Source organism: Nonlabens sp. SCSIO 43208 (assembly GCF_050703575.1).
Taxonomy (GTDB): domain Bacteria; phylum Bacteroidota; class Bacteroidia; order Flavobacteriales; family Flavobacteriaceae; genus Nonlabens; species Nonlabens tegetincola.
In genome coordinates this window covers 1130051-1155679 of record NZ_CP065365.1, presented here as the reverse complement: position 1 = coordinate 1155679, position 25629 = coordinate 1130051, and the positions used below count along the sequence as shown (strand labels likewise).

At 35.0% G+C, this 25629-nt stretch carries 21 protein-coding genes; 3 read left to right on the top strand and 18 right to left on the bottom strand.

Annotated features, from left to right (window positions below; all coding sequences use genetic code 11):
* Positions 1-20: 20 nt before the first annotated feature.
* The 6 genes from I5168_RS05465 to I5168_RS05440 all read right to left on the bottom strand — a co-directional run bounded on the left by I5168_RS05465 (position 21) and on the right by I5168_RS05440 (position 8973).
* Positions 21-1439, bottom strand: coding sequence for a glycosyltransferase 87 family protein (locus tag I5168_RS05465; protein ID WP_431472639.1), 1419 nt, complete (start codon positions 1437-1439; stop codon positions 21-23).
* On the bottom strand, positions 1439-2932 hold the full coding sequence (locus tag I5168_RS05460) for a cellulose synthase family protein (protein ID WP_431472638.1): 1494 nt from the start codon (positions 2930-2932) through the stop codon (positions 1439-1441). The genes I5168_RS05465 and I5168_RS05460 overlap by 1 nt, the downstream gene beginning before the upstream one ends.
* Positions 2929-3630, bottom strand: a complete 702-nt coding sequence (locus I5168_RS05455) for a glycosyltransferase family 2 protein (RefSeq protein ID WP_431472756.1) — start codon at positions 3628-3630, stop codon at positions 2929-2931. Before I5168_RS05455 ends, I5168_RS05460 begins: the two co-directional genes overlap by 4 nt.
* An 89-nt stretch (positions 3631-3719) precedes the next feature.
* The gene (locus I5168_RS05450) at positions 3720-6482 is read right to left on the bottom strand and encodes an outer membrane beta-barrel protein (protein ID WP_431472637.1); all 2763 of its coding nucleotides are present in this window, start codon (positions 6480-6482) and stop codon (positions 3720-3722) included.
* Between the two features lie 62 nt (positions 6483-6544).
* Complete coding sequence (der, locus tag I5168_RS05445) at positions 6545-7846, bottom strand: ribosome biogenesis GTPase Der (RefSeq protein WP_431472636.1); 1302 nt, start codon at positions 7844-7846, stop codon at positions 6545-6547.
* A gap of 149 nt (positions 7847-7995) precedes the next feature.
* Positions 7996-8973, bottom strand: a complete 978-nt coding sequence (locus tag I5168_RS05440) for a polyprenyl synthetase family protein (RefSeq protein ID WP_105018047.1) — start codon at positions 8971-8973, stop codon at positions 7996-7998.
* A gap of 203 nt (positions 8974-9176) precedes the next feature.
* Between I5168_RS05440 and I5168_RS05435 the strand changes: the two genes are divergently transcribed.
* Together I5168_RS05435 and I5168_RS05430 are read left to right on the top strand one after the other, a co-directional pair.
* Positions 9177-10553 carry a T9SS type A sorting domain-containing protein gene (locus I5168_RS05435; RefSeq protein WP_105018046.1) on the top strand — a complete coding sequence of 459 codons (1377 nt, stop codon included), beginning with the start codon at positions 9177-9179 and terminating at the stop codon, positions 10551-10553.
* A gap of 56 nt (positions 10554-10609) precedes the next feature.
* The gene (locus tag I5168_RS05430; RefSeq protein ID WP_431472635.1) at positions 10610-11950 is read left to right on the top strand and encodes an aryl-sulfate sulfotransferase; all 1341 of its coding nucleotides are present in this window, start codon (positions 10610-10612) and stop codon (positions 11948-11950) included.
* Here the strand turns inward: I5168_RS05430 and rlmN are convergent, their stop codons facing one another.
* From rlmN to I5168_RS05380, 10 genes are all read right to left on the bottom strand, one after another.
* The gene (gene rlmN, locus I5168_RS05425; RefSeq protein ID WP_431472634.1) at positions 11951-12988 is read right to left on the bottom strand and encodes a 23S rRNA (adenine(2503)-C(2))-methyltransferase RlmN; all 1038 of its coding nucleotides are present in this window, start codon (positions 12986-12988) and stop codon (positions 11951-11953) included.
* A gap of 65 nt (positions 12989-13053) precedes the next feature.
* Complete coding sequence (locus I5168_RS05420) at positions 13054-15366, bottom strand: T9SS type A sorting domain-containing protein (protein WP_431472633.1); 2313 nt, start codon at positions 15364-15366, stop codon at positions 13054-13056.
* Between the two features lie 114 nt (positions 15367-15480).
* Complete coding sequence (gene queA, locus I5168_RS05415) at positions 15481-16533, bottom strand: tRNA preQ1(34) S-adenosylmethionine ribosyltransferase-isomerase QueA (protein ID WP_042279579.1); 1053 nt, start codon at positions 16531-16533, stop codon at positions 15481-15483.
* Positions 16534-16599: 66 nt separating this feature from the next.
* Complete coding sequence (locus I5168_RS05410; protein ID WP_431472632.1) at positions 16600-17859, bottom strand: 3-phosphoshikimate 1-carboxyvinyltransferase; 1260 nt, start codon at positions 17857-17859, stop codon at positions 16600-16602.
* A complete protein-coding gene (locus I5168_RS05405; protein ID WP_042279574.1) occupies positions 17856-18182 on the bottom strand; it encodes a nucleotide pyrophosphohydrolase in 327 nt (108 codons plus the stop codon). Before I5168_RS05405 ends, I5168_RS05410 begins: the two co-directional genes overlap by 4 nt.
* A 2-nt stretch (positions 18183-18184) precedes the next feature.
* Complete coding sequence (gene dtd / locus I5168_RS05400; RefSeq protein ID WP_431472631.1) at positions 18185-18679, bottom strand: D-aminoacyl-tRNA deacylase; 495 nt, start codon at positions 18677-18679, stop codon at positions 18185-18187.
* Positions 18680-18693: 14 nt separating this feature from the next.
* On the bottom strand, positions 18694-19701 hold the full coding sequence (gene rsgA / locus I5168_RS05395; protein WP_431472630.1) for a ribosome small subunit-dependent GTPase A: 1008 nt from the start codon (positions 19699-19701) through the stop codon (positions 18694-18696).
* Between the two features lie 66 nt (positions 19702-19767).
* The gene (locus I5168_RS05390; protein ID WP_105018040.1) at positions 19768-20853 is read right to left on the bottom strand and encodes a bifunctional 3-deoxy-7-phosphoheptulonate synthase/chorismate mutase type II; all 1086 of its coding nucleotides are present in this window, start codon (positions 20851-20853) and stop codon (positions 19768-19770) included.
* Positions 20843-21706 carry a prephenate dehydrogenase gene (locus I5168_RS05385; RefSeq protein WP_431472629.1) on the bottom strand — a complete coding sequence of 288 codons (864 nt, stop codon included), beginning with the start codon at positions 21704-21706 and terminating at the stop codon, positions 20843-20845. The genes I5168_RS05390 and I5168_RS05385 overlap by 11 nt, the downstream gene beginning before the upstream one ends.
* On the bottom strand, positions 21703-22860 hold the full coding sequence (locus I5168_RS05380) for a pyridoxal phosphate-dependent aminotransferase (RefSeq protein WP_431472628.1): 1158 nt from the start codon (positions 22858-22860) through the stop codon (positions 21703-21705). The genes I5168_RS05385 and I5168_RS05380 overlap by 4 nt, the downstream gene beginning before the upstream one ends.
* 333 nt (positions 22861-23193) lie before the next feature.
* Here I5168_RS05380 and gldA point away from each other — a divergent pair, with 333 nt between their 5' ends.
* On the top strand, positions 23194-24096 hold the full coding sequence (gene gldA / locus I5168_RS05375) for a gliding motility-associated ABC transporter ATP-binding subunit GldA (protein WP_167342616.1): 903 nt from the start codon (positions 23194-23196) through the stop codon (positions 24094-24096).
* Here gldA and I5168_RS05370 read toward each other — a convergent pair.
* Together I5168_RS05370 and I5168_RS05365 are read right to left on the bottom strand one after the other, a co-directional pair.
* On the bottom strand, positions 24093-24800 hold the full coding sequence (locus tag I5168_RS05370) for a TIGR04283 family arsenosugar biosynthesis glycosyltransferase (protein WP_431472627.1): 708 nt from the start codon (positions 24798-24800) through the stop codon (positions 24093-24095). The two genes, gldA and I5168_RS05370, sit on opposite strands and share 4 nt — an antisense overlap.
* A gap of 6 nt (positions 24801-24806) precedes the next feature.
* Positions 24807-25562: a DUF547 domain-containing protein gene (locus I5168_RS05365; RefSeq protein ID WP_431472626.1), complete on the bottom strand. Its 756-nt coding sequence runs from the start codon at positions 25560-25562 to the stop codon at positions 24807-24809.
* Between the last annotated feature and the right edge of the window lie 67 nt (positions 25563-25629).

The following is a 25629-nucleotide window of genomic DNA, read 5'->3' as shown; positions in this document are numbered from 1 at the left end:
TTTTTCATTTGATGGATGGTTTAACGGTATAAAGATACATTTTTATTCACATTTGTTGTGTTTTCCCGATTTCGGGAGAAATAAAATAACTCGTAAATGAAATAACCTATTACAACCACATATTCAAAAGCAATCAACCACAAATTCTCTTGATAATTAGAATTTGAATAGGCATAATAGCTTAGAAATATGAAAGCAGACCAAACTACCATAAATCTATATTTGGTAAAAACACTAAATAATAAGGGTATTACTAGATACCAAGGATGTACGGTGGTTGAAAAGAGCAAATGCAAACAAAAGGCGAACATTACACTAGTGAATAAACCAACTGGTGTGCGGTTATTTCTAAAGTATGTAATAAGTAACACACTTATTAGAGTACAAAAAGGTAGAATTTTCCCTATCGTTCCTATAGTATTGTAACCTACAAGACCATAACCTACTTCACGAACTAGATAATAAACAGAGGCATTAAATTCAAATTTACCAAACCATAAGCCTACACTGTTACTGTATTTATCAAAAAGCTCAATGGACAAGAATGGTAAAAATCCTATTCCTACTACAATTAAAATGAATAAATAATAAGGGATTATTTTACTGAACTTAGTTCGATTAAGTAATATAGGTAATATCAACAAAGGCATGAGTTTTAATAATATTCCATATCCCATGAATAAGGCGCTCCACCATTTTTTTAGTTTTAATAATAAGTAAAACGCTAGTAGCATAAAAAAGCCCATCACACCTTCCCAGTGTAAATTACCTGTCAACTCCACGAGGACAAAAGGGTTTAAGAAATACAACAGACTATAGTAATCAGGTTTACCCAGTTGTTTTAATAATTTAACCATGATTACAAGTGTTCCTACATCGGCTAGAATAATGAACAACCTCATAAAAATAACCGTAGCCGTTATACTTTTACCGCCTAACGCAGCCGCAACTGCAAAGAAAAACTGATTAAGCGGCGGATAGTTGGTATAATGACTAGCGCTTAAATCTCCCATGTAAGCTCTTAATACCTGGGCATTGGGAATAAAGGACGATGCCTCGCCTATGATCTCATCTGGAATATATAAATAGGGATTATATCCATTAAGCAACATTTGACCATCCCATATAAATCTAAAAAAATCTTGAGAGAGATTGGGAGTCACTTCCCAAATCATTAATCTTAATAGAACTCCTACGGTTCCTATCAGGATAGCAGTTCTATGCTTTTGAAAGAGTGTTTTATCTTGATCGACTAGTTGAGAGTAAGATCTATTAAATTCCTTAAACAACCACCAAAAACAGGCTAAACCAATAAATAGTAATATATATGTAATTGTTAGTTGATAGAATTGCTTTCGCGAAAGCGTAAAGAAAAAAGCGTATAGTACGCAACATATAATGGTAGTAAGACCTAGACCGTTTTTAATACGGCGTTTCATTATTGTTTATCTGTTAAACTGCGAATAAAAACGAATCCAAACCCAATCATTAACATCAAATGGAAAGGAAGTAATCCAAAGTCTCCACCTTGATCACCTACATAAAAAGCTGCAACAATTCCAAACGCAAAATATAGAATCAATAAAAACTCAATAATTAGATTTTTACTTAAGTTTCTTCGTAGATATTTATTGGATTTCCAATTTTTTCCTACGGCTGCTAGATTAAACTTTGGAGTGCGCACAAATTCGCTGCGTTTACCTATATGACCTTCAATAACAGCTATAGAATTATGTAATGAGAATCCCATAGCAATCGAGAAAAAGGTGAAAAACATTCCAATGTAGGAAATGAAGTTTTTAAAACCACCACCATAGGTGTTTTTATACATGAACCAATAACATATAAAAAAGATAATTGAGCTGAGAACAAAAAAGCTCATTGCATAAAAGTAAGGCGCTAGGTGAGCGTAAGTATTTTTAATAAATAACATGGGAACGCTTAAAACACCTACTATAAGTACGTTTAAAAACATAGTACTATTCAATAGATGTAATATACCATGGACTTTTGACTTAAAAGATAGTGACTTGTTGGTCACCACTCGTTTTGCCATTTTCCTAAAGTTTTCGGCACCGCCTTTATTCCATCTGAATTGCTGTGATCTAGCAGCACTTAAAACAATAGGTAACTCTGCTGGTGTAGTTACATCCTCTAAATATTTAAATTTCCAACCTTTGAGCTGCGCTCGATAACTTAGATCTAGATCTTCGGTTAGGGTATCTCCTTCCCAATTTCCTGCCTCGATAATGGTTTGTTTACGCCATATTCCTGCGGTACCATTAAAATTGATAAAATGTCCTTTACTATTCCTTCCAACCTGCTCTAGAGTAAAATGAGCATCGAGAGCAAATGCTTGAACTTGAGTTAAAATGGAAAAATCTCTATTCAAATGACCCCAACGAGTTTGAACTACTCCTATTTCAGGATTTTTAAAATAGATAACGGTTTTTTTAAGCCAATCAGACTCCGGCAAGAAGTCTGCGTCGAAAATCGCTATGAATTCACCTTTTGCTATTTCTAAACCTTCTTTAAGAGCTCCTGCTTTAAATCCAACACGATTTGTTCTAGTGATGTGTTTAATATCTAATCCAGTTGCAGCTAGTTTATCAACATGTGCTGCAGTGGTTTTAACTGTCTCATCCGTAGAATCATCTAATACTTGAATCTCTAACTTATGTCTAGGATAATCCATTAAAGCAATATTATCTAGCAATCGCTCCATAACGTAAGCTTCGTTAAAAACTGGTAATTGTATGGTTACAAATGGAACCTCGGCAGTGTTTGTCAAATCAAAAACGGGATCGTTATCTGTTTGATTTTTACGGGCTTTTAAGTAGTTAACCAGTAGATTGAGTTGCGCAAAAGCATAAAGCATAATTAATATTAATGCTATAGAATAAATCACAATACATATCCACTCAAAAATCATTTCCTAATACCGTATTTAAAAATCCACGTTAAAATTTTAACGCCTGCAAAGATAGCACCTTTAACAGTACCTGACACCTTTGACACTCCTATTCTATTGCGGTAATTCATAGGAATCTCACAATAGGTATATTTATTCTTTAGAGCCTTAAGCTGTAATTCTACAGTCCAACCGTAAGTTTTATCCTGCATATTCAAGGCTAATAGCTTATCATATTTGATAGCTCTGAACGGGCCAAGGTCTGTAAATTTACTTGCAAACATCCATTTCATAAGGGTAGTTGCCAGCCAATTTCCAAATATTTGAGGTAGTGTCATACTTCCCTTTTCACGTAAATGTGAAACCCTAGCTCCAATTACTACATCAATATCGTCGTTTATTATAGGATTCACTAGCTCAATTAACTGTTCTGGATAATCACTATAATCACCATCTAAAAAAACAATAATATCTGTGCGCTCATTTAATTGCGCGATGTAGTCCATTGCTTTTAAACATGCATTTCCGTAGCCAGGATTTGGCTCCTCAACCACAGTAGCACCAGCATTTCTAGCAACTAGGACGGTATCATCGCTTGAGTTGTTACTACAAACGACAACTTCTGTCACAATTTTTGGGATATCTTTTATCACATGACCTATCGAATCTTGTTCATTGTAGGCAGGAATAATTACTCGTATGATAGGGAAACGTTGCAGGGCTTATTATTTAACCGCGCAAGTTAATCAATAACCCAATAATATGCTGTGATAACTTAGTACCATATCTTATTTATGTTACTTAGTTATCAATCCATAAAAATGATTGAATTCTCCGATTTCTTCTTAGTAAAAGTTGAAAGTTTATAAGTAAAACTAAACATAAAGTATTGTTGTAATACTAAAGTATTAGTATCCTGAACATAATCACTAGCTACTGTTCTTCTTGTACCTATTACTTGATTGAGAATATCATAGGCTTTAACTTTAAAATTAGCCTTATCATTTGCAAACGAGTAACCTAAGCTACCTATTAGAATCAAGGAATCATCATCAAACCCAGCTTCTATATTCCCAAACTTATTATACTCACCTCTTAGCCCAAAAGTGACCTTTTTAGGCCAGTATGTAGTTAGGTCTATTGATACTTGTTGATTAGTAAAATCTTGCTCTTGAAATGGCGCGTTATCAAATTTAGTTTTATTAAAACTAGGATCATAGGACAATTTTACGTCCAATAAATCATCAATATCATAACTCACATATACTCTAGGGTTAATTCTTGTACTTTTTGTAGTAAATAGGATATTCTGTGTAAAACCTTTGTTCTCATCATAACCTACATCTAGACCTGATCCTACTTTAATTTTTGAATTGTCTTTTTTCCAACTTTTGCTGTAACTCACATAAACATATGAATTAAACACACCATCAACATTGGTATAAGTTGTCGTCCTAATCAGATCTTCATCTGTTATGGTACTTGCTACAACTCTATCGTTTACAAAGTTTAAAGATCCACCGGCATATAATCCAGATTGCTCTTTCCAGTTATAATCGCTATAGTAGAAATTCACACGATTATTTTTTATGGCATTCAAATCCGGATTACCTATTATAATGTTTTGAGGGTTTGTTCTATCTTCAGCAGGCTGTAATTGATTTGCTGCTGGTAGACTAATATCATTCCTAAAGCTTAAACTTAGATAACCATTTTCTCCAAAACTTTTAGTAATCCTGGCGTTCAAATAAGGATTAGTAAATTCTTTTTCAAAGTCAAATGATCTAAGACCATCATTATTATCTAAACTTTGTCGTATAAAACCTGTAGAAAGATTCAATCTGTATTTGCCCAACTTATATCTTCCTCCTAATACGGCCCGTTGTTCCAAGGTATTAATTTCCTGATCAGTACTTTGTGCTTGATTAAATAAATTCGTACCCGAATCTCTATCAAATACGCTTCGTATATTTTCCTGATTTTGATTCCTATAGGTATACTCAGTAAAAAAGCTTAATGAGTCATGAACCTTATAATTAATCTTGGGTGCTAGTCTATATGACCTAATGTTATTTTCCTGATCAATTAGTTGATTTTGGATTTCAGTGCTAGGTGAAGATCCAAAAGTATTCCTTGTACTATTAAAATCATTGAGATTGTCAGAATTATTCAAGGATAAATTACCACTAGCTGAAAAACTCCATTTTTTGCCTAAAGTTCCTCTAAAAACATAAAAGTTCCCACTGAAATTTGTTGACTCAGAATCGTTGGAACTTAAAGTTTCCACGTCATTAATTATACTTCCGTCGGGATTTGACGCAATTGAATTGCTACTGGAATTACTTTGATTTTGACTCGAATTAAATTCAGGTGTAAAAGTTATAGTCGTTAGAGTATCTGGCCTAACCTTTAATTCTGCACGCATTCTGTGATTAAAACCGTCTGATCTAGAATCATTTGAGGAATTATTGATAAAACTACGATCAGGTAAAAAGGTTTCTCTTCTAGATTGGGTGGCGCTTATCGTTTCACTGCCTCCGTAAAAATAATTTGCACTTAATTCTACCTTCTTACCCCAGTCATTAGAAATATTGATTCCGCCACTTTGACTAGTAGTAATACCATCACCACTACCACCGAAGTTGAATCCATTAACACCAAAGGAGCCGTTTGAACTTCTGGATATTGAGAATGCCTGACTTCCCATTGCATCAAATACTTCATCAAAGCTAAAACCAGGTGAATTTATATTGTTACCAGCTCCTAGCACACTGATACGAAGATCCTTGTTAAAATAATTAGCAATACCACTCAAGGAGTATCTTTCATCAGTTCCAGCGCCAGCAGTGAATCTAGAGAAAAAACCTTTGTTCTTATCTTCGGCAATGACAACGTTAATTTCTGCCTCATTGTTATCACTTTTCTCTTTGAGAATTTTTTGTTCTTCTGTCTTAGATTCAGTTACTTGAATTTTATCAATAATCTCCTTAGGTAAATTCTTAAGTGCAATTTTGGGATCACTCCCAAAAAACTCTTTTCCGTTTACTAATAATTTATTGACCTTTTTACCATTTACCTTTATGGTGCCATCTTTATCTATTTCTACACCTGGTAATTTTTCTAGTAAATCCTCTAGTGTAGCGTTTTCTTTTGATTTGAATGATCCAGCATTAAACTCTAAAGTATCTTGTTTAATTCGAATGGGGGCAGCTTTGGCATTTACAAGCACACCTTCCAATTCTTCTACTTGATTGCTTAAAGAGATTTGTCCTAAATCTATTTCCCGGTTATCCTTTATAAAGAGCTCTTTTCTAAACTCTTTATACCCTTGATACGAGGCGTAAAATACTAGACTATCGACACTTGTGTTACCACTTATAGTAAATGCGCCATTTTCATCAGTTATCGAGTAGGCAATTAAGGTAGCGTCTTTTTTAGCTTCAGCAAATACGGTTGCACTTTGTAAACCTGTATTTGACAAGGAGTCCAATACAACTCCTTTAATTTCTATTTTTTGGGCAAATAGAACTGCACTGGTCATCAATACCAGCGTAAATAGCAAATTTTTCATGATTGGTTAGTTTCATAGCAAATGTAATTTACAAACGAAAACTAATTCAAACTATTGCCCTTTTATTTTTTTCTCATGTAAACGCTTACTGGAACTCCTGTAAAATCAAAATGTTCTCTCAACTGATTTTCCAGATATCTTTTGTAAGGCTCTCTTACATATTGTGGTAAATTACAAAAGAAGGCAAATTGGGGTTGTGGAGTTGGTAATTGGGTTACGAACTTGATTTTAACATATTTCCCTTTGGTTGAAGGCGGTGGTCTGTTCTCAATGATAGGCAACATAACCTCATTAAGTTTGCTTGTTTTTATTTTCTTTGACCTGTTTTTATAGACCTCTACAGCTGTTTCAATCGCTTTGTAAATTCTCTGTTTGTTTAAAACCGACATAAAAACAATAGGAACATCAGTAAAAGGTTCCATCTCACGGCGAATTTGAGCTTCAAAATCTCGCATCGTATTGGTTTCCTTTTCTACAAGGTCCCATTTATTCACCAGAATAACTATCCCTTTTCTATTACGTTCTGCAAGCCAAAAAATATTTTGAACCTGACCGTCAAATCCTCTTGTTGCGTCTAAAACGAGTAAACAAACATCACAATGCTCTATAGCCCTTACACTACGCATAACGCTATAAAACTCAAGATCTTCCTTAACCTTCTTTTTACGTCGTATTCCAGCAGTATCTACTAGATTAAACTCAAAACCAAATCTATTATATTTTGTATCAATAGAATCACGAGTTGTTCCTGCGATATCAGTTACTATATAACGATCTTCACCTATTAGAGCGTTAATAAAGGATGATTTACCAGCATTTGGTCTACCTACAACGGCAAAACGAGGTAATTCTTCCTCTTCAATTTCTTCCTTTTCTGGCAACTTTTCAACTACAGCATCTAGTAAATCACCTGTACCACTTCCATTTATACTAGAGATATTGAAATAATCACCTAGACCTAAATCGTAAAATTCATACGCATCTTGAATGCGCTGTACGTTGTCTACTTTATTTACTACAAGAAATATAGGTTTTGTAACTTTTCTAAGAATTTTTGCAACATCCTCATCCATGCTGGTAATTCCATCTTCCGCATCTACCATAAAAATGACCGCATCAGCCTCATCAATTGCAAGCTCTACCTGTTTATCAATTTCCGCTTCAAAAACATCGTCGCTACCTATTACATATCCACCTGTATCAATTACAGAAAACTCACGGCCATTCCAGTCGGTTTTACCATAATGCCTGTCGCGAGTCACACCACTTACGGCATCGGTAATGGCTTCTCTACGCTGTATTAATCTATTAAAAAAGGTAGATTTTCCTACATTCGGTCTTCCTACAATCGCAACTATACTCATCTCTTGTTTTTAGCATTTGCAAAGGTACTCATTTTAATAGAGTAACCTATTAGTATGAAAAGGTATACCTGCTTAAATGTAGTATGATTTGTTTTTAAAAAAAGGATAATTTGAATTACGCTTTCGCGAAAGCGTAAAAAGCTTCATACTTATTTTTTACGATCAATCACATAATCTACCATCATGCGTAAAGATTGTTTGTACTCAGAATCTGGATAAGTGTTTAAAATCTCCAAAGCTGCATTCTTGTATTGATACATAGCTTTAATGGCATAATCCAGACCGCCATGATCTTTGACAAATTGAATCACTTCTCTTACTCTTTTTTTATCCCGGTTGTGGCGTTTAACCGAATTGATAAGCCATTTACGCTTGTCTGCACTACAAGTATTTAATGTGTAAATGAGTGGCAAGGTCATCTTTTGTTCTTTAATATCGATTCCCGTAGGTTTCCCTATACGCTCGTTCCCATAATCAAAGAGGTCGTCCTTGATTTGAAAAGCAGTTCCTATAAGTTCACCAAACTTGAGCATTTTCTCAACATGGTCGCTTGATGGGGCTACTGCACATGCTCCTAGACTACAACATGCAGCTATTAAGGTAGCGGTTTTCTTTTTAATTATATCGTAATAAACCTCTTCGGTAATATCAAGACGTCTTGCTTTTTCAATCTGTAAGAGCTCGCCCTCACTCATCTCTCTCACAGCTACACTGATTATTTTAAGCAAATCAAAATCCTCGTTATCAATACTCAATAACAATCCTTTGCTCAGTAAATAATCACCTACTAGAACTGCAATTTTATTTTTCCACAGAGCATTTACTGAAAAGAAACCACGTCTTTTCAGGCTATCATCCACCACATCATCATGAACTAGCGTTGCGGTATGAATAAGTTCGATTACCGCGGCACCTCTATAAGTGCGTTCGTTTACTTGTCCACCACCTATCATCTTGGCCACTAGAAAAACAAACATGGGTCTCATTTGTTTCCCTTTACGGTTTACAATAAAATGAGTAATCCTATTGAGCAATGGAATACGAGATGCCATAGAAAGTCTGAACTTTTGCTCAAAAAGTTCCATTTCATGACCTATGGGTTGTTTAATTTGCTCAACAATCTTCATGGGATGCAAAAATATTAAGAAAAGCTCTAATTAATTTATAGAATTCATAAAAGTGAACTTTTGTTTTTACAGATTATCCTATGAAATGACATTTAATCTAAAATAAAATTTGTTTAATGTTTTTTAACGTTAAGTCAGTTAAAAATGAACCCGTTTCTCAATTAAAGTTCCTATTTTTAACGATTATTAATAAAACTTAACTCATGAAAAAAATTACTCTATTAACCTTATTATTGTTAAGCGCAATTGGTTTTTCACAATCCGATTGTTCAAACGCCTTACCAATATCATTAACTTCTAACAACACAGTTACCGCCTATGGAACTACAGTAGCTACTCCTGACTGTACAGGATATACAGCACAATCAACGGGATCTGCTTGGTTTTCTTATACAGCTACTGCAAATGGTGTGCTCAATTTAAGTTCAGATTTAGCTGCAAACAATAACGTAGATACTCAAGTCTCAGTATATTCGGGATCATGTTCAAGTTTAGTTTGTGAAGGTTTTACCGATGATGTGAGCTACCCATCTAACCTTACTTCAACTGGATCATTTAATGTTACAAGTGGGACAACTTATTATATTGCTTGGGAAGACAGATGGTCTTCTACGGTTCCATTTGATTTTACTGCTAGTTTTGTTCCTGTAACTGGTCCGCCTAATTCAGTAACTACGCCAACTCCTGCTGACATGGCAACAAATGTAACTATTGATACAGCAGATAATAACAACGATGGTGCTGCTGATAATGCAGTTCAACTTACTTGGGTTCCTTCAACTACAGGCTCTCCAGCAACTGAATATGATATCCTATACGGTACTGACCCTGCTGCTTTGAATAATCTTACTCAAGCAACTACTTTTACAGGAACTAGCGTAAGAATTACAGGAAATAACTTTAACACCACTTATTATTGGTCGATCGTCGCTATCAATGGAAGCGGTAGTTCAACCAATAACCCAGTTTGGTCTTTTACAACTGAAACTCCTTCTGGAACTCCTCCAACAAATGCGATTGGACCAACACCTGCGGATGGCGCTGTAAATGTAACAGTAGACACTACTGATGGAAACAACGACGGAAATCCAGATAATGCCGTAGACATAAGTTGGATGCAAGATCCTAGTGGACAACAACCAACTGCATATACAATAAGATTAGGTGATAGTCCTACTACTTTAAACGATTTGACTACTACATTCACCAATACTGCTGCTAGATTTCTGAGTTTAACTGGGAACACAACTTATTACTGGCAGGTTGTACCAACAAACAATGGTGTAGAAGCATTAAATCAACCTGTATGGTCTTTTACAACTGAAAATGTCGCTTCAGTTGAAGATAAAGACGCTAACTTTTTTACAATCAGTCCTAACCCTGCACAAAATTTCTTAGAAATTGAAAGTGAATTAGTTATAAATAATATTGAAATATTCAATGCATTAGGACAAAATTTAATGAAAGATGTAACATTAAATGATTCAACACTAGATATATCTAAACTGAATTCTGGTTTCTACATTATTAAAGCTTCAAGTGATAATGGATCTCAATCAATCAAATTCATCAAAAAATAACTAATACTATTTGTATTTTTAAAGCGCTCTTTAAAAGGGCGCTTTTTTTTATATCTATGAAATATTCCTACATTACCGTTTTAATCTTAGTAATCTCCTTAATTTCTTGCAATCAAGACGATAATCAAATTTTAAAACCAGCTCTTAATCAAGCTATCACAGTATATGAAAACGATCATTTTGAGGATGATTATATTTTAATAACGCCCATGAGACAAGACACGACCTATCTAATAGATCGAACTGGTAAATTACAACAGTCGTGGTCAAATGAAGGTGACGAAGTTCTCATGGCCTATTTGATGAAAGACGGTTCCGTATTAAGAAGTATATTCACGAATGCGGATAATGGAATTAATATTCCTGGTAAAACTGGAAAATTACAAATTATAGATAAAAATAACGCACTAGTTTGGGAATGGCATTTAGATAATTCAACTCAAGCTCTTCATCATGACATAGCGCTATTACCCAATGGTAATATTCTAGCAAGTGTTTGGGAAGTTATAGATTTTAATATGTGCGTGGAAGCTGGAAGAGATCCAAATAAACTGTTTGACAACAGGTTAGTTATTGATAAAGTAATTGAAATACAACCAGTAGGAAATAATCAGGCTAATATCATTTGGGAATGGTCATTATGGGACCACATAATCCAAGACTTTGATGTGAATCGAAGCAACTATGGCGATATCGCAGACCATCCTGAGTTATTTGATGTAAATCTTGGTGCTGGAGGAGAAAATTATACACACGTGAATAGTCTTAATTATATCACCGAATTTGATCAAATAATAATTAACAGTCGCACTTTGAATGAATTCTTTATAATTGATCACAGTACTAGTACCGAAGAGGCCAGGACTAGCTTAGGTGGAACTTATGGCAAAGGAGGCGATATATTATTTAGATGGGGAAATCCTGTAAACTTTAAGACAGGAAATAGTAATGATAGAAAAATAACAGGACAACACGACGCTTCATTTTTCAAGAGTAATGGACAATTCGAAAATTTTCTGGTTTTTGATAATCTGGATAATGTTGAATATTCAACAGTCAAGGCAATAAACGTAAATATTTCTGAAATCGGCAATTATCCAAACGTTCTAGACATCGGTAACATACCATCAAATGTAAGTTGGGAGTATTCTTCTAATTCTATTTTGTCAAAACTAACTTCAGGATGTCAAAGACTAAGAAATGGAAACATATTAATAACTAGCACAGCCGGTAATATTATCAGAGAAGTGACGATGGACAAAAGAGTTGTTTGGGAATATGATTTTAATCAAGAAAGCACGGATGAGCAAGATTTTAAAATGTACTCTAACGGTTTTAAAACACGGAGTTTAAGTATAAACTACTCTGGAATTCAATCCTTAAATCTTGAGAATTAATTATTCCTTATTAGCCAATTGTCCACAAGCAGCATCAATATCCTTACCTCGACTACGACGTACGTTAACAACTATTCCATTAGCTTCAAGTGTCTTTTCATACATATTTAAAGCTTGTTGTGAGGCTTGCTCAAATCTTGGATCATCAATACTATTGTATTCTATTATATTCACCTTACAAGGTATTATTTTGCAATAATTGACTAATGCATCAACATCTTCTTTTTGATCATTAATACCTTTCCACACAACATATTCGTAAGTAACCTTGGTTCCTGTTTTATTGTACCAATACTTTAAAGCATCTGCAATATCTGCAAGAGGAAACTGTTCGTTAAAAGGCATTATCTGTGTCCTTTTTTCATCGATTGCACTGTGCAAGGAGAGTGCTAGATTGAATTTAGGCTGATCATCAGCCAGCTTTTTAATCATCTTTGGAATACCACTAGTTGATAAAGTAATCCGTTTAGGTGACATACCTAAACCTTCGTCTCCGGTTATTTTTTCAATAGACTTAAGAACATTATTATAATTCATTAATGGTTCTCCCATACCCATAAACACGATATTGGATAAAGGTCTATTATTATAAATTCTACTTTGTTTATCTATAGCTACTACCTGATCATAAATTTCATCAGGATTAAGGTTACGCATTCTTTTCAATCTTGCAGTAGCGCAAAATTCACAATTAAGACTACAACCAACCTGAGAAGAAACACAAGCTGTTGTTCTTGTAGGTGTAGGTATCATTACAGATTCCACTACTAGACCATCATGTAATTTGACCGCATTTTTTATAGTTCCATCATTACTGCGCTGCATGTGGTCAACCTTAATGTGATTGATGGTAAAATGCTCATCCATAAAGACTCTAGTAGACTTAGATAGATTTGTCATTTCATCAAAAGTGTGAGCCCCTTTTTTCCATAACCATTCATACACTTGGTTACCTCTAAAAGCTTTTTCACCATTCTCCTCAAAGAACTTTCTTAACTCCTCTTTGGTATAAGACCTTATATCTCTCTTTTTTATCATAACAAAAATGTCTTGCAAAGGTACAATTTGCAAGACGTTTATATTACTTAATTACTTTTGATACGTTACTTCTTTATAAGCTTTCGCGTAAGCGTAGTATCATTTACTTCAATACTTAAAAAATACATACCATTAGAAAGACTTGATAAATCTAATGTTGAGCTATTATCGTCTAAAGGACCTGTTTTTATTAATTTACCAGACAGGTTATATAACGAATAACTAGATTTCTGAGAAAATTCTATCGTGAACAGTCCAGAAGAAGGATTTGGGTATATTTTCAGGGCTTCTTCTAAAGAATCATCTACACTACTGGTATCGGTAACATTAAATTTAGTTGTTTCACTAGCGCCAAACTGTCCACCTGTTGTTATAACAGTACCTGTATCCGTAGTCAGATTATAACTTCCTACACCAAATGAACAACAAATCCCGTCACTTTGTGAATCATTTATAGTAAAAGTGTAACACTCACCTTGCACTATAGGAATAGTACGACTATAAGTTGTAGCGTTTGCTGGAAGCGATCCTCTTGCTCCACTTGCAACTATAGCTCCAGAACTATCTAAACATTCCCATGAAGTTTCATTGGCATAATTATCCGTAGTAATATTAAACGTTACAAAGTTGTTTGCCACAAATGATTGAGATGAATCTCTCGTGAAATTTGCTACGACTGAATTATTGGACACATTTGGATCTGTTGAATTATTGGGATTAATTAAATTAACAAACAAATTATTACTTCCTGAATTTAATGTAAAACTAGGTAAAGAAACTACAGCCGTTGCATTTTGACTAAGGTTTCCTGTCCAACTAATAGTCGTATTACCTCCGTTATTAAAATTATAAACTATATCGACACTTGTCAACGGTTGTGTACCGGCATTACGTATAACAACATCTGGTGTAATGGTAGATCCACAAACCACCTGAGGCGCGTTTTGCAAACTAACCGCAGCATCAATTGGAAACTGATTAATTGGAGGATATTGATCGAGTGTAACTGAACCAGTCCCATTTGGATCTAACCAATCACGTAATCGTGTAGATGCTGTTGTACCCTGATCCCACGCAACGCCAAATCTTCCATATATATCAAATCCACCGTTATCATTTGTTCCTACACACGCGGCAGATCCACCTGAAAGAACACCAATAACTCTACCATCTTGATCAAATAATGGTGAACCCGAAGAACCTCTCTCGGTTACACCTAAATCCCAGTCTGCAATTCTCCACATTTGAGCATTACCATTACCATTGAATGAAGTTGAAGTTCTCGTTGCTCCTTGATCGTCTCGACATGCCTTTTGTATATCACCGCTAGGATGATGAACACCAAAATTTAATTGAGGAGTTGCGGTTGTAGATCGGTTCCAACCGTTCCAAACTACATCTGGCGGATTGGTAGAATTAAAGAAACCAGCATCTGTAATTCTAACTAAAGTAGTATCACTACCAGAGTTATTCATAAGTAATGTCGCACCTACAGCAGTCTGATCAAAGCCTCCGTTCCCACTATTTGCAGTAGTTCCACAAGATGGATTATCACTACGCCAATTAAATCTGTAAGACCAACTTGATACCTGATTACCACAGTGATTTGCCGTTAAGAATAATGGTTCTCCATTTTGAGCTGTATTGTTGACTAGCGAACCTGTACAAACTCCAGAATTCCCAACTACCATCATAGCTACACTTTTCTTAACATCTTCCTTTTTCTGATTAACGTTAAAAGGATCAGCACCTGGTGGTGTTATATCACAATCAACATCTTGATTACAGGATCCCGAGTCATTTAAAGCTTTTGCGTCTGGTGATTCTCCTATTGTTCTATAACCATGAACTACGTTTGCGATTTCCAATATAGATTGACCTACAACGCCTGATGGTTCATACAACTCAACCCAAACATCATCACTTTTAACTGGCCAAATCCCAATTGCGTCATTAGGATTATTTTGTAAATAAGTAAGTTCCTTTGTCCTATCAGATTGGTCATAGGCAGCAACAAATAACCTGGCGCCTTTTGCTAACTTGTACCAATCAAAAAATAAATTTATCGTTTTTGCACCTGGTGACTGAATTCTAACGCGCCATACCCGATCACCATTTGATAGATTAATATACTCACCATGAGTACCTGGGTCTATATTAGTGGCAAAATCATATCCAAATCGCCAAGGTGTACTTTTATCTAAATCATTTTTGGCATCTTCTTTAGCTAGTTTTTTAAAAGGAACACCAGTAAAAGATTCGATATTAGCCTGATAACTTCCTTCATAACTCCAGGAAAAAGGTTTTGAAGAATCTTGTGCGTGACTAAACAAACTGAATATAAACACAGTTATTAATGAAAGGGGAAAATTTTTCATACTATTATTTAAAGAGGTCTTAAAAATATAATAATCAAGCTAATTATTCCGTGATAAAACGAAAAACCAGCCTTATAGGCTGGTTTTTAAGTAAATTCTTATAATTTTTATCGATTAATCAATGATTAACATTGCATCACCGTAGGTACTAAATCTGTAACCTTCTTTTAATGCGATATCATAAGCTTCCTTTAAAAAGTCATAACCAGCAAAAGCAGCCGCCTGCATCATTAAAGTAGATTTAGGAGGATGAAAGTTGGTTATCATAGCTGTTGCAATACTAAAATCATACGGTGGAAAAATAAATTTACTTGTCCAACCGTCGTATGTATTAAGGTGACCATCACTACTCACAGAACTTTCTAGTGTGCGCATAGTTGTTGTACCAACAGCAACTACATTACGTTTATTATCGATAGCTTCATTTACAGCATCACAGGTAGCTTGTGAAATAAACGCCTGCTCGCTATCCATTTTATGCTTTGAAAGATCCTCGACCTCAACAGGAGCAAATGTACCTAATCCAATATGCATGGTAACATTTGCAACGTCAATACCTTTAATCTCCATGCGCTTCAACAAATGCTTAGAAAAGTGCAGACCAGCTACAGGTGCTGCGACAGCACCTTCATTTTGTGCAAAGATCGTTTGGTAACGTTCTTCATCGTTTTCCTCTACATCACGCTCCAGTTCTCTAGGTAATGGTGTTTCTCCTAGATCTTTTAATTTCTTTCTGAATTCTTCATAGGTACCATCAAACAAAAATCTCAATGTTCTACCACGACTAGTAGTATTATCAATTACCTCAGCTACTAGACTATCGTCCTCAGTAAAGTATAATTTATTACCTATTCTAATTTTACGAGCAGGATCTACTAGCACATCCCAAAGTTTGGTAGTAGGATTAAGTTCACGCAACAAGAAAACCTCTATACGAGCACCTGTTTTCTCCTTGTTACCGTATAATCTTGCAGGAAACACCTTTGTATCGTTCATTACAAAGACATCCTTTTCATCAAAATAATCGATTACATCCTTAAAAAGTTTATGTTCTATCTTTCCAGATTTTCTGTGCAAGACCATGAGTTTAGACTCATCTCTATTTTCTTCAGGGTATTGTGCAATACGATCCTGTGGTAGATTATAACCGAAATTCGATAACTTCATTTAACTAATTTTGAATTTAATACAAATATACAATTTCGAGATAGGCCTTGTCAAGCAAAATAACTCTTAAATTTCTGTAATCGACACATTTATTGATTTTAGATGCTCATAATAGCTTGGGTAACTCTTTGTGACTACCATTGGATCATTAATTTGAACGTCAGTAAACTTGCACAATGGAGCAAATGAAAGTGCCATTCTATGATCGTGATAAGTATCAACTACAAATTCATGTAACAATTTACTGTTGTGAGGCAGAATGAGTTTAATAGAATCGGATGTGGTGGTAATTACGCTTTCGCGAAAGCGTGATCCCACTTCCTTCATTGCTTCTATCCTATCTGTTTCTTTAATTTTGAGAGTGTGTAATCCTGTGAGTTCAACATTTATCCCTAAACCTAAACAGGTTACAAAAATAGTTTGCGCCTGATCAGGCTGCTCCGTTAAATCAAAATGAAGTTGTTGATCTATCGTGTCTGAGGTCTTAGTTAAAACTAGGTTATTCCCTTCAAAACTAGTCTCTACTCCAAATTTTTTATAAATATCCTGTAGTTTACTATCACCTTGCATAGAATCGCTGTAGAAGGATTCCAAGGAAATTTTATACCCAATGTTTTGAAAAGCGACCCAAGTATACCAATATCCAGTGCTACTCCAATCTGATTCGACTGTTTGAGATAGTTTACCAATGTTTTTTATAGGTTGAATACTTATTTTTTCAACATTATCATCAAAATTCTCGTCCCATTGGATATCACACCCTATTTTCTTTAAAATAGACAAGGTCATTTCTATATAAGGTCTAGAGGTAACCTCACCTATAAGTTCGATTTCAAGACCGTTTTCTAATACTGGTGCAATTAAACATAAAGCAGTAATATATTGACTACTTACATTTGCTTGTAAGGTTACTGTTCCTCCTTTTAGTTTTTTTCCTGTAATTTCAAGAGGTGGATATCCTTCCTTATTTAGGTACGTAATTTGAGCTCCAATAGATTGTAATGCGTTAACCAAAATTCCTATTGGTCTCTCTTTCATACGATCACTACCTGTAATCACTACCGACTTACCTGCTTGAGAAGCAAATAACGCAGTTCCAAAACGCATAGCCGTTCCCGCATGACCTATATCTAGAATATGATCTGTAGAATCTAGTGCCTTTCTTAAATAACGTGTATCATCACTATTTGATAGGTTATTTAAAACAAGATCACTAAACAAGGATTGTAATATCAACCATCTATTACTCTCGCTTTTTGATCCTGTAATTTTGAATAATTTATCAGTATCTGGATGGTCGCATTTATGTAACTTAAATGCTATCATTTTAATTTTTCATTATTATGGTGCCTATCGTGATCTCTTTCAGTCTTTATTTTTAGTTTTTTATTGAAGGCATCTTCTAGATCAGTACCGGTTTGGTTTGCAAGACATAGTACAACAAACAGAACATCTGCAAGTTCCTCACCTAGATCCTTGTTTTTATCACTTTCCTTCTCACTTTGTTCACCGTATCGTCTAGCAATTATTCTAGCTACTTCACCTACTTCCTCAGTAAGTTGAGCCATATTGGTAAGTTCATTAAAATATCGAACACCGTGATTTTTAATCCACTCATCTACTTGCTGTTGTGATTGTTTAATTGACATGGTTATTTATTTTTACTATCTATTACTATCGTCACTGGGCCATCATTTATTAAGCTTACTCTCATGTCGGCGCCAAAGACTCCAGATTTTATAGGTGATGTTTTAAAGTTCGCTTTCGCGAAAGCGGAATTATTCACATCAGAATAATACGCTTTCTCCAATTCTTTTTTAAATCTTTCATATAACGATATAGCGATATCGGGTCTTGCTGCGTTAATAAAACTGGGGCGATTCCCTTTTTTTGTAGATGCATAAAGTGTGAACTGGGATATCACCAAAACTTCACCAATTGTGTCAAGAAGGCTTAAATTCATCTTACCGTCGCCATCTGAGAAAATACGCATATTAAGAATTTTCTTTACTAAATATTCAATATCCTCTTGAGTATCTAATTGTGTTATTCCTAAAAATATGAGTAAACCTTTACCTATCTCATTATGAACTTCATTATTGATAGTAACGCTAGCATGATCAACACGTTGTAATACAGCTTTCATAATAGGAAAGGATTTTAATTTTGATATTTATCAACTCTATAGTGTTGATCGTCCTCACCAGTGATCATGCTTAAATAGCTTTGATATCTGCTTTCAAAAATCTCGCCGTTCTCCACTGCTTCTTTCACCGCGCATTTAGGCTCTTCAACATGCAAACAGTTATTGAATTTACAATTTTGTTTGAGGGCAAAAATCTCTTTGAAATAATCTCCTATTTCCTCTGGCTCCATATCAACAATTCCAAAGCCTTTTATCCCTGGCGTGTCGATCAAACGACCATCTAACTCTAGATCAAACATTTGGGCAAAAGTTGTCGTGTGTTGACCTTGTTTATGCTGTTCAGATATAATTTTTGTCTTTAGATCAAGCTGTGGCTCTATAGCATTTGCAGTGGAACTTTTACCTGCACCACTGTGACCGGCAAACATGCTAGTTTTACCCTTCATCAACTTCTTTAATTGATCAATATTTTTTCCTGTTTGAGCACTTATTGCCAGGCATTCATATCCTATAGACTTGTACATAAACATCAAATATCTTACTTGATCGAGCTCGGTCATTGTGGTCACTTCTTCACCTGTCTCTAGATCTATAGTTGCTTCTTGTTGATCATCACTGTACGTATCTACTTTGTTGAAAAGCAAAACTACGGGAATATCGTAAGCTTGTGCCGCAGCTAGAAACCTATCAATAAATGAGGTGTAAGTAGGCGGATTATTTAAGGTCACGAGTAAGAAAACTTGATCAACATTGGCAGCGATAATATGAGTTTGTTTACTCAAATTCACCGATTTTCTAATGATATAGTTTTCTCTATCATGTATATCGTGAATGATACCTACTTCTTCATCACCCTTTTGTTCAATATCAAATTCAACTATATCGCCTACCGCAACAGGATTGGTACTTTTTATTCCTTGAATTCTAAATTTACCCTTGATTCTACAGTTATAAAATTGTTGGTTTTCATGAGATTTCACCTCATACCAACTTCCTGTAGATCGATAGACCGTTCCTGTCATGTGTTTTCTTAAGTGATTTTCACAAATTTACAAGTTCACAATGTTATATCTTGTTTATAAGCTTATTTATTCTGCTTTAATCACTTTCTCTTGATGTGCAATTGATTCTTGATGTACAGCTTTGAATACCTTAAGAATGAATTCTTCACTCAAGCCTTGTTCTTCACCTAGTAAGATCATTCTTCCTAAGATCTCGTTCCACCTTTTTGATTGAAGAATTGCTACGTTACGTTCCTTTTTAAGAGCACCTATAGAGTCGGCTATTTTCATACGTCTACCCATGGTTTCAATTAAGTCTTGATCGACAACATCGATTTGAGCTCTTAATTGACTGAGTTCTTGTTTGTACACTGCTTCGTTATCGCTTGTTTTTCTTATTCTCAAATCTTTAAAGATTTGTTTAAGGGTATCTGGAGTAACTTGTTGGGCCGCATCGCTCCATGCCTTATCTGGCGTGTGATGCGTTTCAATCATCAAGCCATCAAAATTCAAATCAAGCGCAGTCTGTGATACATCAAATATCATATCTCGTTTACCTGTAATGTGAGAAGGGTCATTAATTAAAGGTATATCTGGAAACCTAGTTTGAAAGTCTACTGCAATTTGCCATTCTGGATTATTTCTATATTTAGATTTGTCATAGGTAGAAAATCCTCTATGAATCACTCCCAATTTATTGATACCTGCATTGTGAATACGCTCAACTGCTCCTATCCATAATGCTAAATCTGGATTGACCGGATTTTTTATAAGCACTACTTTATCTGTACCTTCTAGAGCATCGGCAATTTCTTGCACTATAAATGGACTCACTGTTGATCGGGCTCCTATCCAAAGCATATCAATATCGTGTTCTAGTGCTAGTTCCACGTGATTGCGATTAGCTACTTCGGTTGCGGTTAATAGTCCTGTTTCTTCTTTTACTCGTTGTAACCATTTAAGACCTATTGCTCCTACTCCTTCAAAATTCCCAGGTCTTGTGCGCGGCTTCCATATACCGGCGCGGTAATAGGTCACATCACTATCTTTTAATTCATGAGCAATTTTCAAAACTTGCTCTTCAGTTTCGGCACTACATGGTCCTGCAATCACTAGTGGATGCGGTAAGTTATGGCCTTCTAACCAACTTTTAAATTCTTTCTTATTCTCCATTTTTTATTCCTTCTAATATATTTTTTATTCTATTTGTCGACTCTAACTCTTTATACATGGTAGTAGTGTCGTTGTTGATTATGCTTTCGCGAAAGCGTGATAAATTTTCTACATACCTATCTAAACTAGCTATAACGTGCTCTTTGTTTTGAGAAAAAATAGCTGTCCACATAGCTGGCGAACTTTTTGCTAGTCTTACAGTACTTTCAAAACCACTACCTGCTAGATCAAAAATATCTCGTTCACTTTCCTCTTCCTGCATAACTGTTTTACCCAGCATGAAGCTGGAGATATGGGAAAGATGTGAAACATAGGCGATATGCTTATCATGTGCGAGTGGTGTCATGTAACGCACGTTACACTTTAAAGTTTCAAAAATTTCTTTGGCTCTATTTTGTAATTTAAATTGTGTTTTCTCAATTTCACAAACAATCATGGTTTTGTCTATAAAGAGACCTTCTAAAGCCGCATCTGGACCCGAATACTCGGTACCTGCAATAGGATGGGCTGCTAGAAATTGATGTCTGTTTTTATGATTTTCTACTGATTTACAAATGGCATTTTTTGTAGAACCCGTATCCATTACCAAGGTATTTGGCGATATACGATCTAGAATATCCTTGAGCTCATTTTCTATTGCATTTACTGGTATGGAGATTATCACCACATCCATGTTTTGCAAGTCGTTGATGGATCCTTGTTTATCAACCCAACCTAGCTCAACAGCCTTGCTTATATTCTTTGGATTAATATCAATCCCTGTACATTCTAAATTAGGCCATTTTTTCTTACAATCCCTTACTATCGAACCTCCTATTAACCCGACGCCTATCACTGCTATTTTATTAATCATACGGTCATTAGTGTGCGATTCAACATTGTTTTTATTTGATCCTCGGGAACACAAAGAGAAAAACGAACATGTCCTTTACCTTCATTACCAAAAATATCTCCAGGTGCAATAAACACATCATATCTAGCAAGAACCTCATCCACAAAAGACAATGAATCCTTTTTACCTTGTGGCAATGCACACCATAAAAACATACCACCTTCTTTATTAATAGGCCTGCAATCTAGAGATCTAGCAAATTCTTCCATCAAAACTCTTCTGGATGCATAAGTATGATTTTGCTTTTGTAACCAATATTTCGAAGTTCTAAGAGCGGTAATTGCGCCTTGTTGAATACCGTAAAACATACCGCTATCCATATTGGTTTTGACCTTTAGAACCTGATTTATTAACTCCTTACTCGCTATCATCATTCCTACTCGCCATCCTGCCATATTGAAAGATTTGCTTAATGAATTAAGCTCGATAATACCATTGGAAACACCTTCAATTTTCATTATACTCAATGGTCGTTCATATCCTATAAGACTGTATGGGTTATCATTTACAATGAGTATGTTATGTCTTTTACCAAAAGCAATCAATTTTTCAAAAACATCACGAGTAGCCCTAGCTCCTGTAGGCATGTGTGGATAGTTTACCCACATAATTTTTACCTTTGATAGATCTAATTTTTCTAATTGGTCAAATTCTGGTTGATAACCACACTCTTTTTTTAGAGTGTATGGTATTGCCTGAGCTTCACACAACTGAGCAACCGCAGAGTAAGTTGGATAACCAGGATCAGGTACAAGAACCTGATCACCAGAATTTAAGAAAGCCAAGGAGATGTGCATAATTCCTTCCTTGCTACCCATGAGTGGTAATACTTGACCGTCGGGATTCACACACACTCCATAGTGGCTTTCATAAAATTGAGCCATAGCAGATCTTAATTCGGGAAGACCTAAATAACTCTGATATTTATTTGCATGAGGTTCTTTAACAGCCTGACTGATGGCATTAACAACCTCTTGCGGCGGCAATAAATCTGGGCTACCAATTCCTGCATTTATAACAGGCTTGCCAGATGCTAGTAGTTCTCGAACTTCTTTCAATTTTTGAGAGAAGTAGTATTCTTTGACATTATTTAATCTATTTGCTGCAACTAGCATGATAATTTCTAAATTCTTATTTCACTTACTTGAGTGAAGTTTTAAAAAGTTAATCTGATTGAAAAATGACCCAATAAAAAAAGTCCTGACTTAAAAGGGTCAGGACTTAGATATATTAGATTATTTCCACACGGTCCTGTTACCCTTTTGGGTAAAAGTAATATCCGTACCAGAAATGATTGTTGTTCATAATTGATGGTAAAAGTAATACAGAATTATTAAAAATCAAGTAAATATTTAAAAATGAGAAAAAATTAACCTTGATAACTAGGTGAATAAAAAATATAATGCTTTCGCGAAAGCGTAATAACGTTCTTTCTTTATCTTTACCTTATGTCAATAGAAGTAAGAAAAGTTACTAAACATTACGGTACGCAAAAAGCACTAAACCAAGTAAGTTTTACGATTAAATCAGGCGAAATAGTTGGGTTTCTAGGACCTAATGGCGCTGGTAAATCTACCATGATGCGTATAATCACCACTTATCTAAATGCGGACGATGGTGAGGTATTAGTTAACGATCATGATGTGAAGACCGCAGCGAGACAAGTTCAAAGCTCTATAGGATATTTACCTGAGCATAATCCCTTGTACCCTGATATGTATGTGCGTGAATATTTGAAATTTACCGCAGATGTTTATAAGGTGAAGAATGCAAAAGAACGAATAGACGAGGTGATCAAGGAAACAGGTTTGACCACTCATGCAGGTAAAAAAATAAAAGAGCTTTCTAAAGGATATAAGCAACGTGTAGGACTCGCTCATGCCTTGTTACATAAACCTAAGGTATTAATACTAGATGAGCCTACTACTGGTCTTGATCCCAATCAATTAGTAGAAATAAGAGAATTGATACGTAAGGTTGGTAAGACTACTACTATTCTTCTTTCTACTCATATCATGCAAGAAGTTGAAGCCATGTGTGACCGTGTAATCATCATCAATAAAGGCAATATAGTTGCCGATGATTTACTGAAAAACTTGAAAGGTGACTCGAATCAAGAAATTGAAGTGGAATTTGACTACCGCGTAGAAGTGGAGCTACTTTCTGAGATTAAAAAAGTACGAGAAGTAAAAGAACTTTCAGGATTCAAATACTTGCTAAGCTTTTACACCCATGAAGACATGCGCAGCGCAGTTTTTGATTTTGCACATGATAATGGATTAAAAATTCTATCCTTGAATAAGCTTAATCGAGATCTTGAGACTTTGTTCCATGAGCTTACAAAGAACTAGTCACAATATTTTAGATAATATTCGTGCAATTGCTGGATGCTATCACCTCGCCACTTGCGGTAATAGATATTCAAGTAATACCATTGCAATTTAAAGATACCTACATCCTTATACCGTCTAGAACTAGTAGTAAGAACTTGTGGTAAAACCGTATAACAGTTTATAGCATATAGCTTATTGATAAGATCGTAGTCCTCGTAAATTGGTAAACTTGTGTCATAACCACCAATTTTAGTGTACATCTTATTGCATATAAATTGAGACTGGTCACCACCGCGAGACACTTTCCAAGAAAACCTTGTAAACCAACCCATAAGGAACAACCACCAATTGGGATTATCAAACTTCATTCTAAAACATCCCGCTTTTTGATTTCTATTTACTGCGTCAATAATTAATTGGTCAAATTTTATAGGTGGATAAGAATCTGCATGAAGGAAGTAAAGGATGGAACCTTGTGCATGCTGCGCTCCATGATGCATTTGTTTACTTCGACCCTTTTTTGAATGCAACAAGGTTACTGCTTTAAAACAATTAGTCGATAGTCGGTACTCTTCAATTAATACTGGAGTTCTATCAGTACTGCCGCCGTCTACAATCAATATTTCAAGCTGTCTAGAATCGCTTGAAGATTGTTCCAAATATTGAAGAAGTGAAATTATTCCCTTTTCTTCATTCAATACTGGAACAATTATACTTATCATTATATACTATTGTTTATTAAGCTTCCAATTGTAATCCTTATAATCTATGGAAGCATTTTTATTAATCTTTACCGTACTGTATTTGTTGAGGTAATCAATCAGACCTAACTCTTTTGAAGTAAAATCATCTTTATACCATTTGAAAATTTTGCTTAAAGAGACCTTATCTCTTGAAATGTCATTTTTTGATGAGTTAATAAATTCACGAGCTCCTTTTTCCATCAATTCTTCCAAATTATCTTTAGTAAAAGCGCGATTCTGTAATTTGGGACAAGAATAACTAGCGCAGTTTATGGCAAAATGTACCCGCGGATCGCCCATTTTTAAAAGTATACCTTTTTCAATGTCATTAAGTGAATACTTTTCCCCTTTAATCGAGATATATTCCTTATTCCACACTGAATTAAAAGTGCCACCAATATCCTTAATACTTTCCGGCATATTATTTTCCAAAATCAGTTGCACTGCTGCCGCATTGTATAAATTAATATAGTAAGCCAAGGTGCTCTTTTTATCCCAACTTGAACTAGGTTTGTGGTTACCTAGATAAACTAAATATTCGTCTAGTTTAATCTTATCCTTCTTCCAACCCTGATAATCTACAAGTCCTTCTTGATTCACATAAGTGCGTAACAAGTTATCAAATACCGAATGATCTACAGGTGAAACCGATTGACGAGATTCAAATTCTTGTACTAAAAGGTCATTACTCACATTACAAGTACCTAAAAGAAAAAACAAGTGTATCAATATATACTTCATGACTTCAAATTTTTAACGCAAGTAATGAAAATGAGTTCACAATAATGTCACAAACCTTTTTTTGACT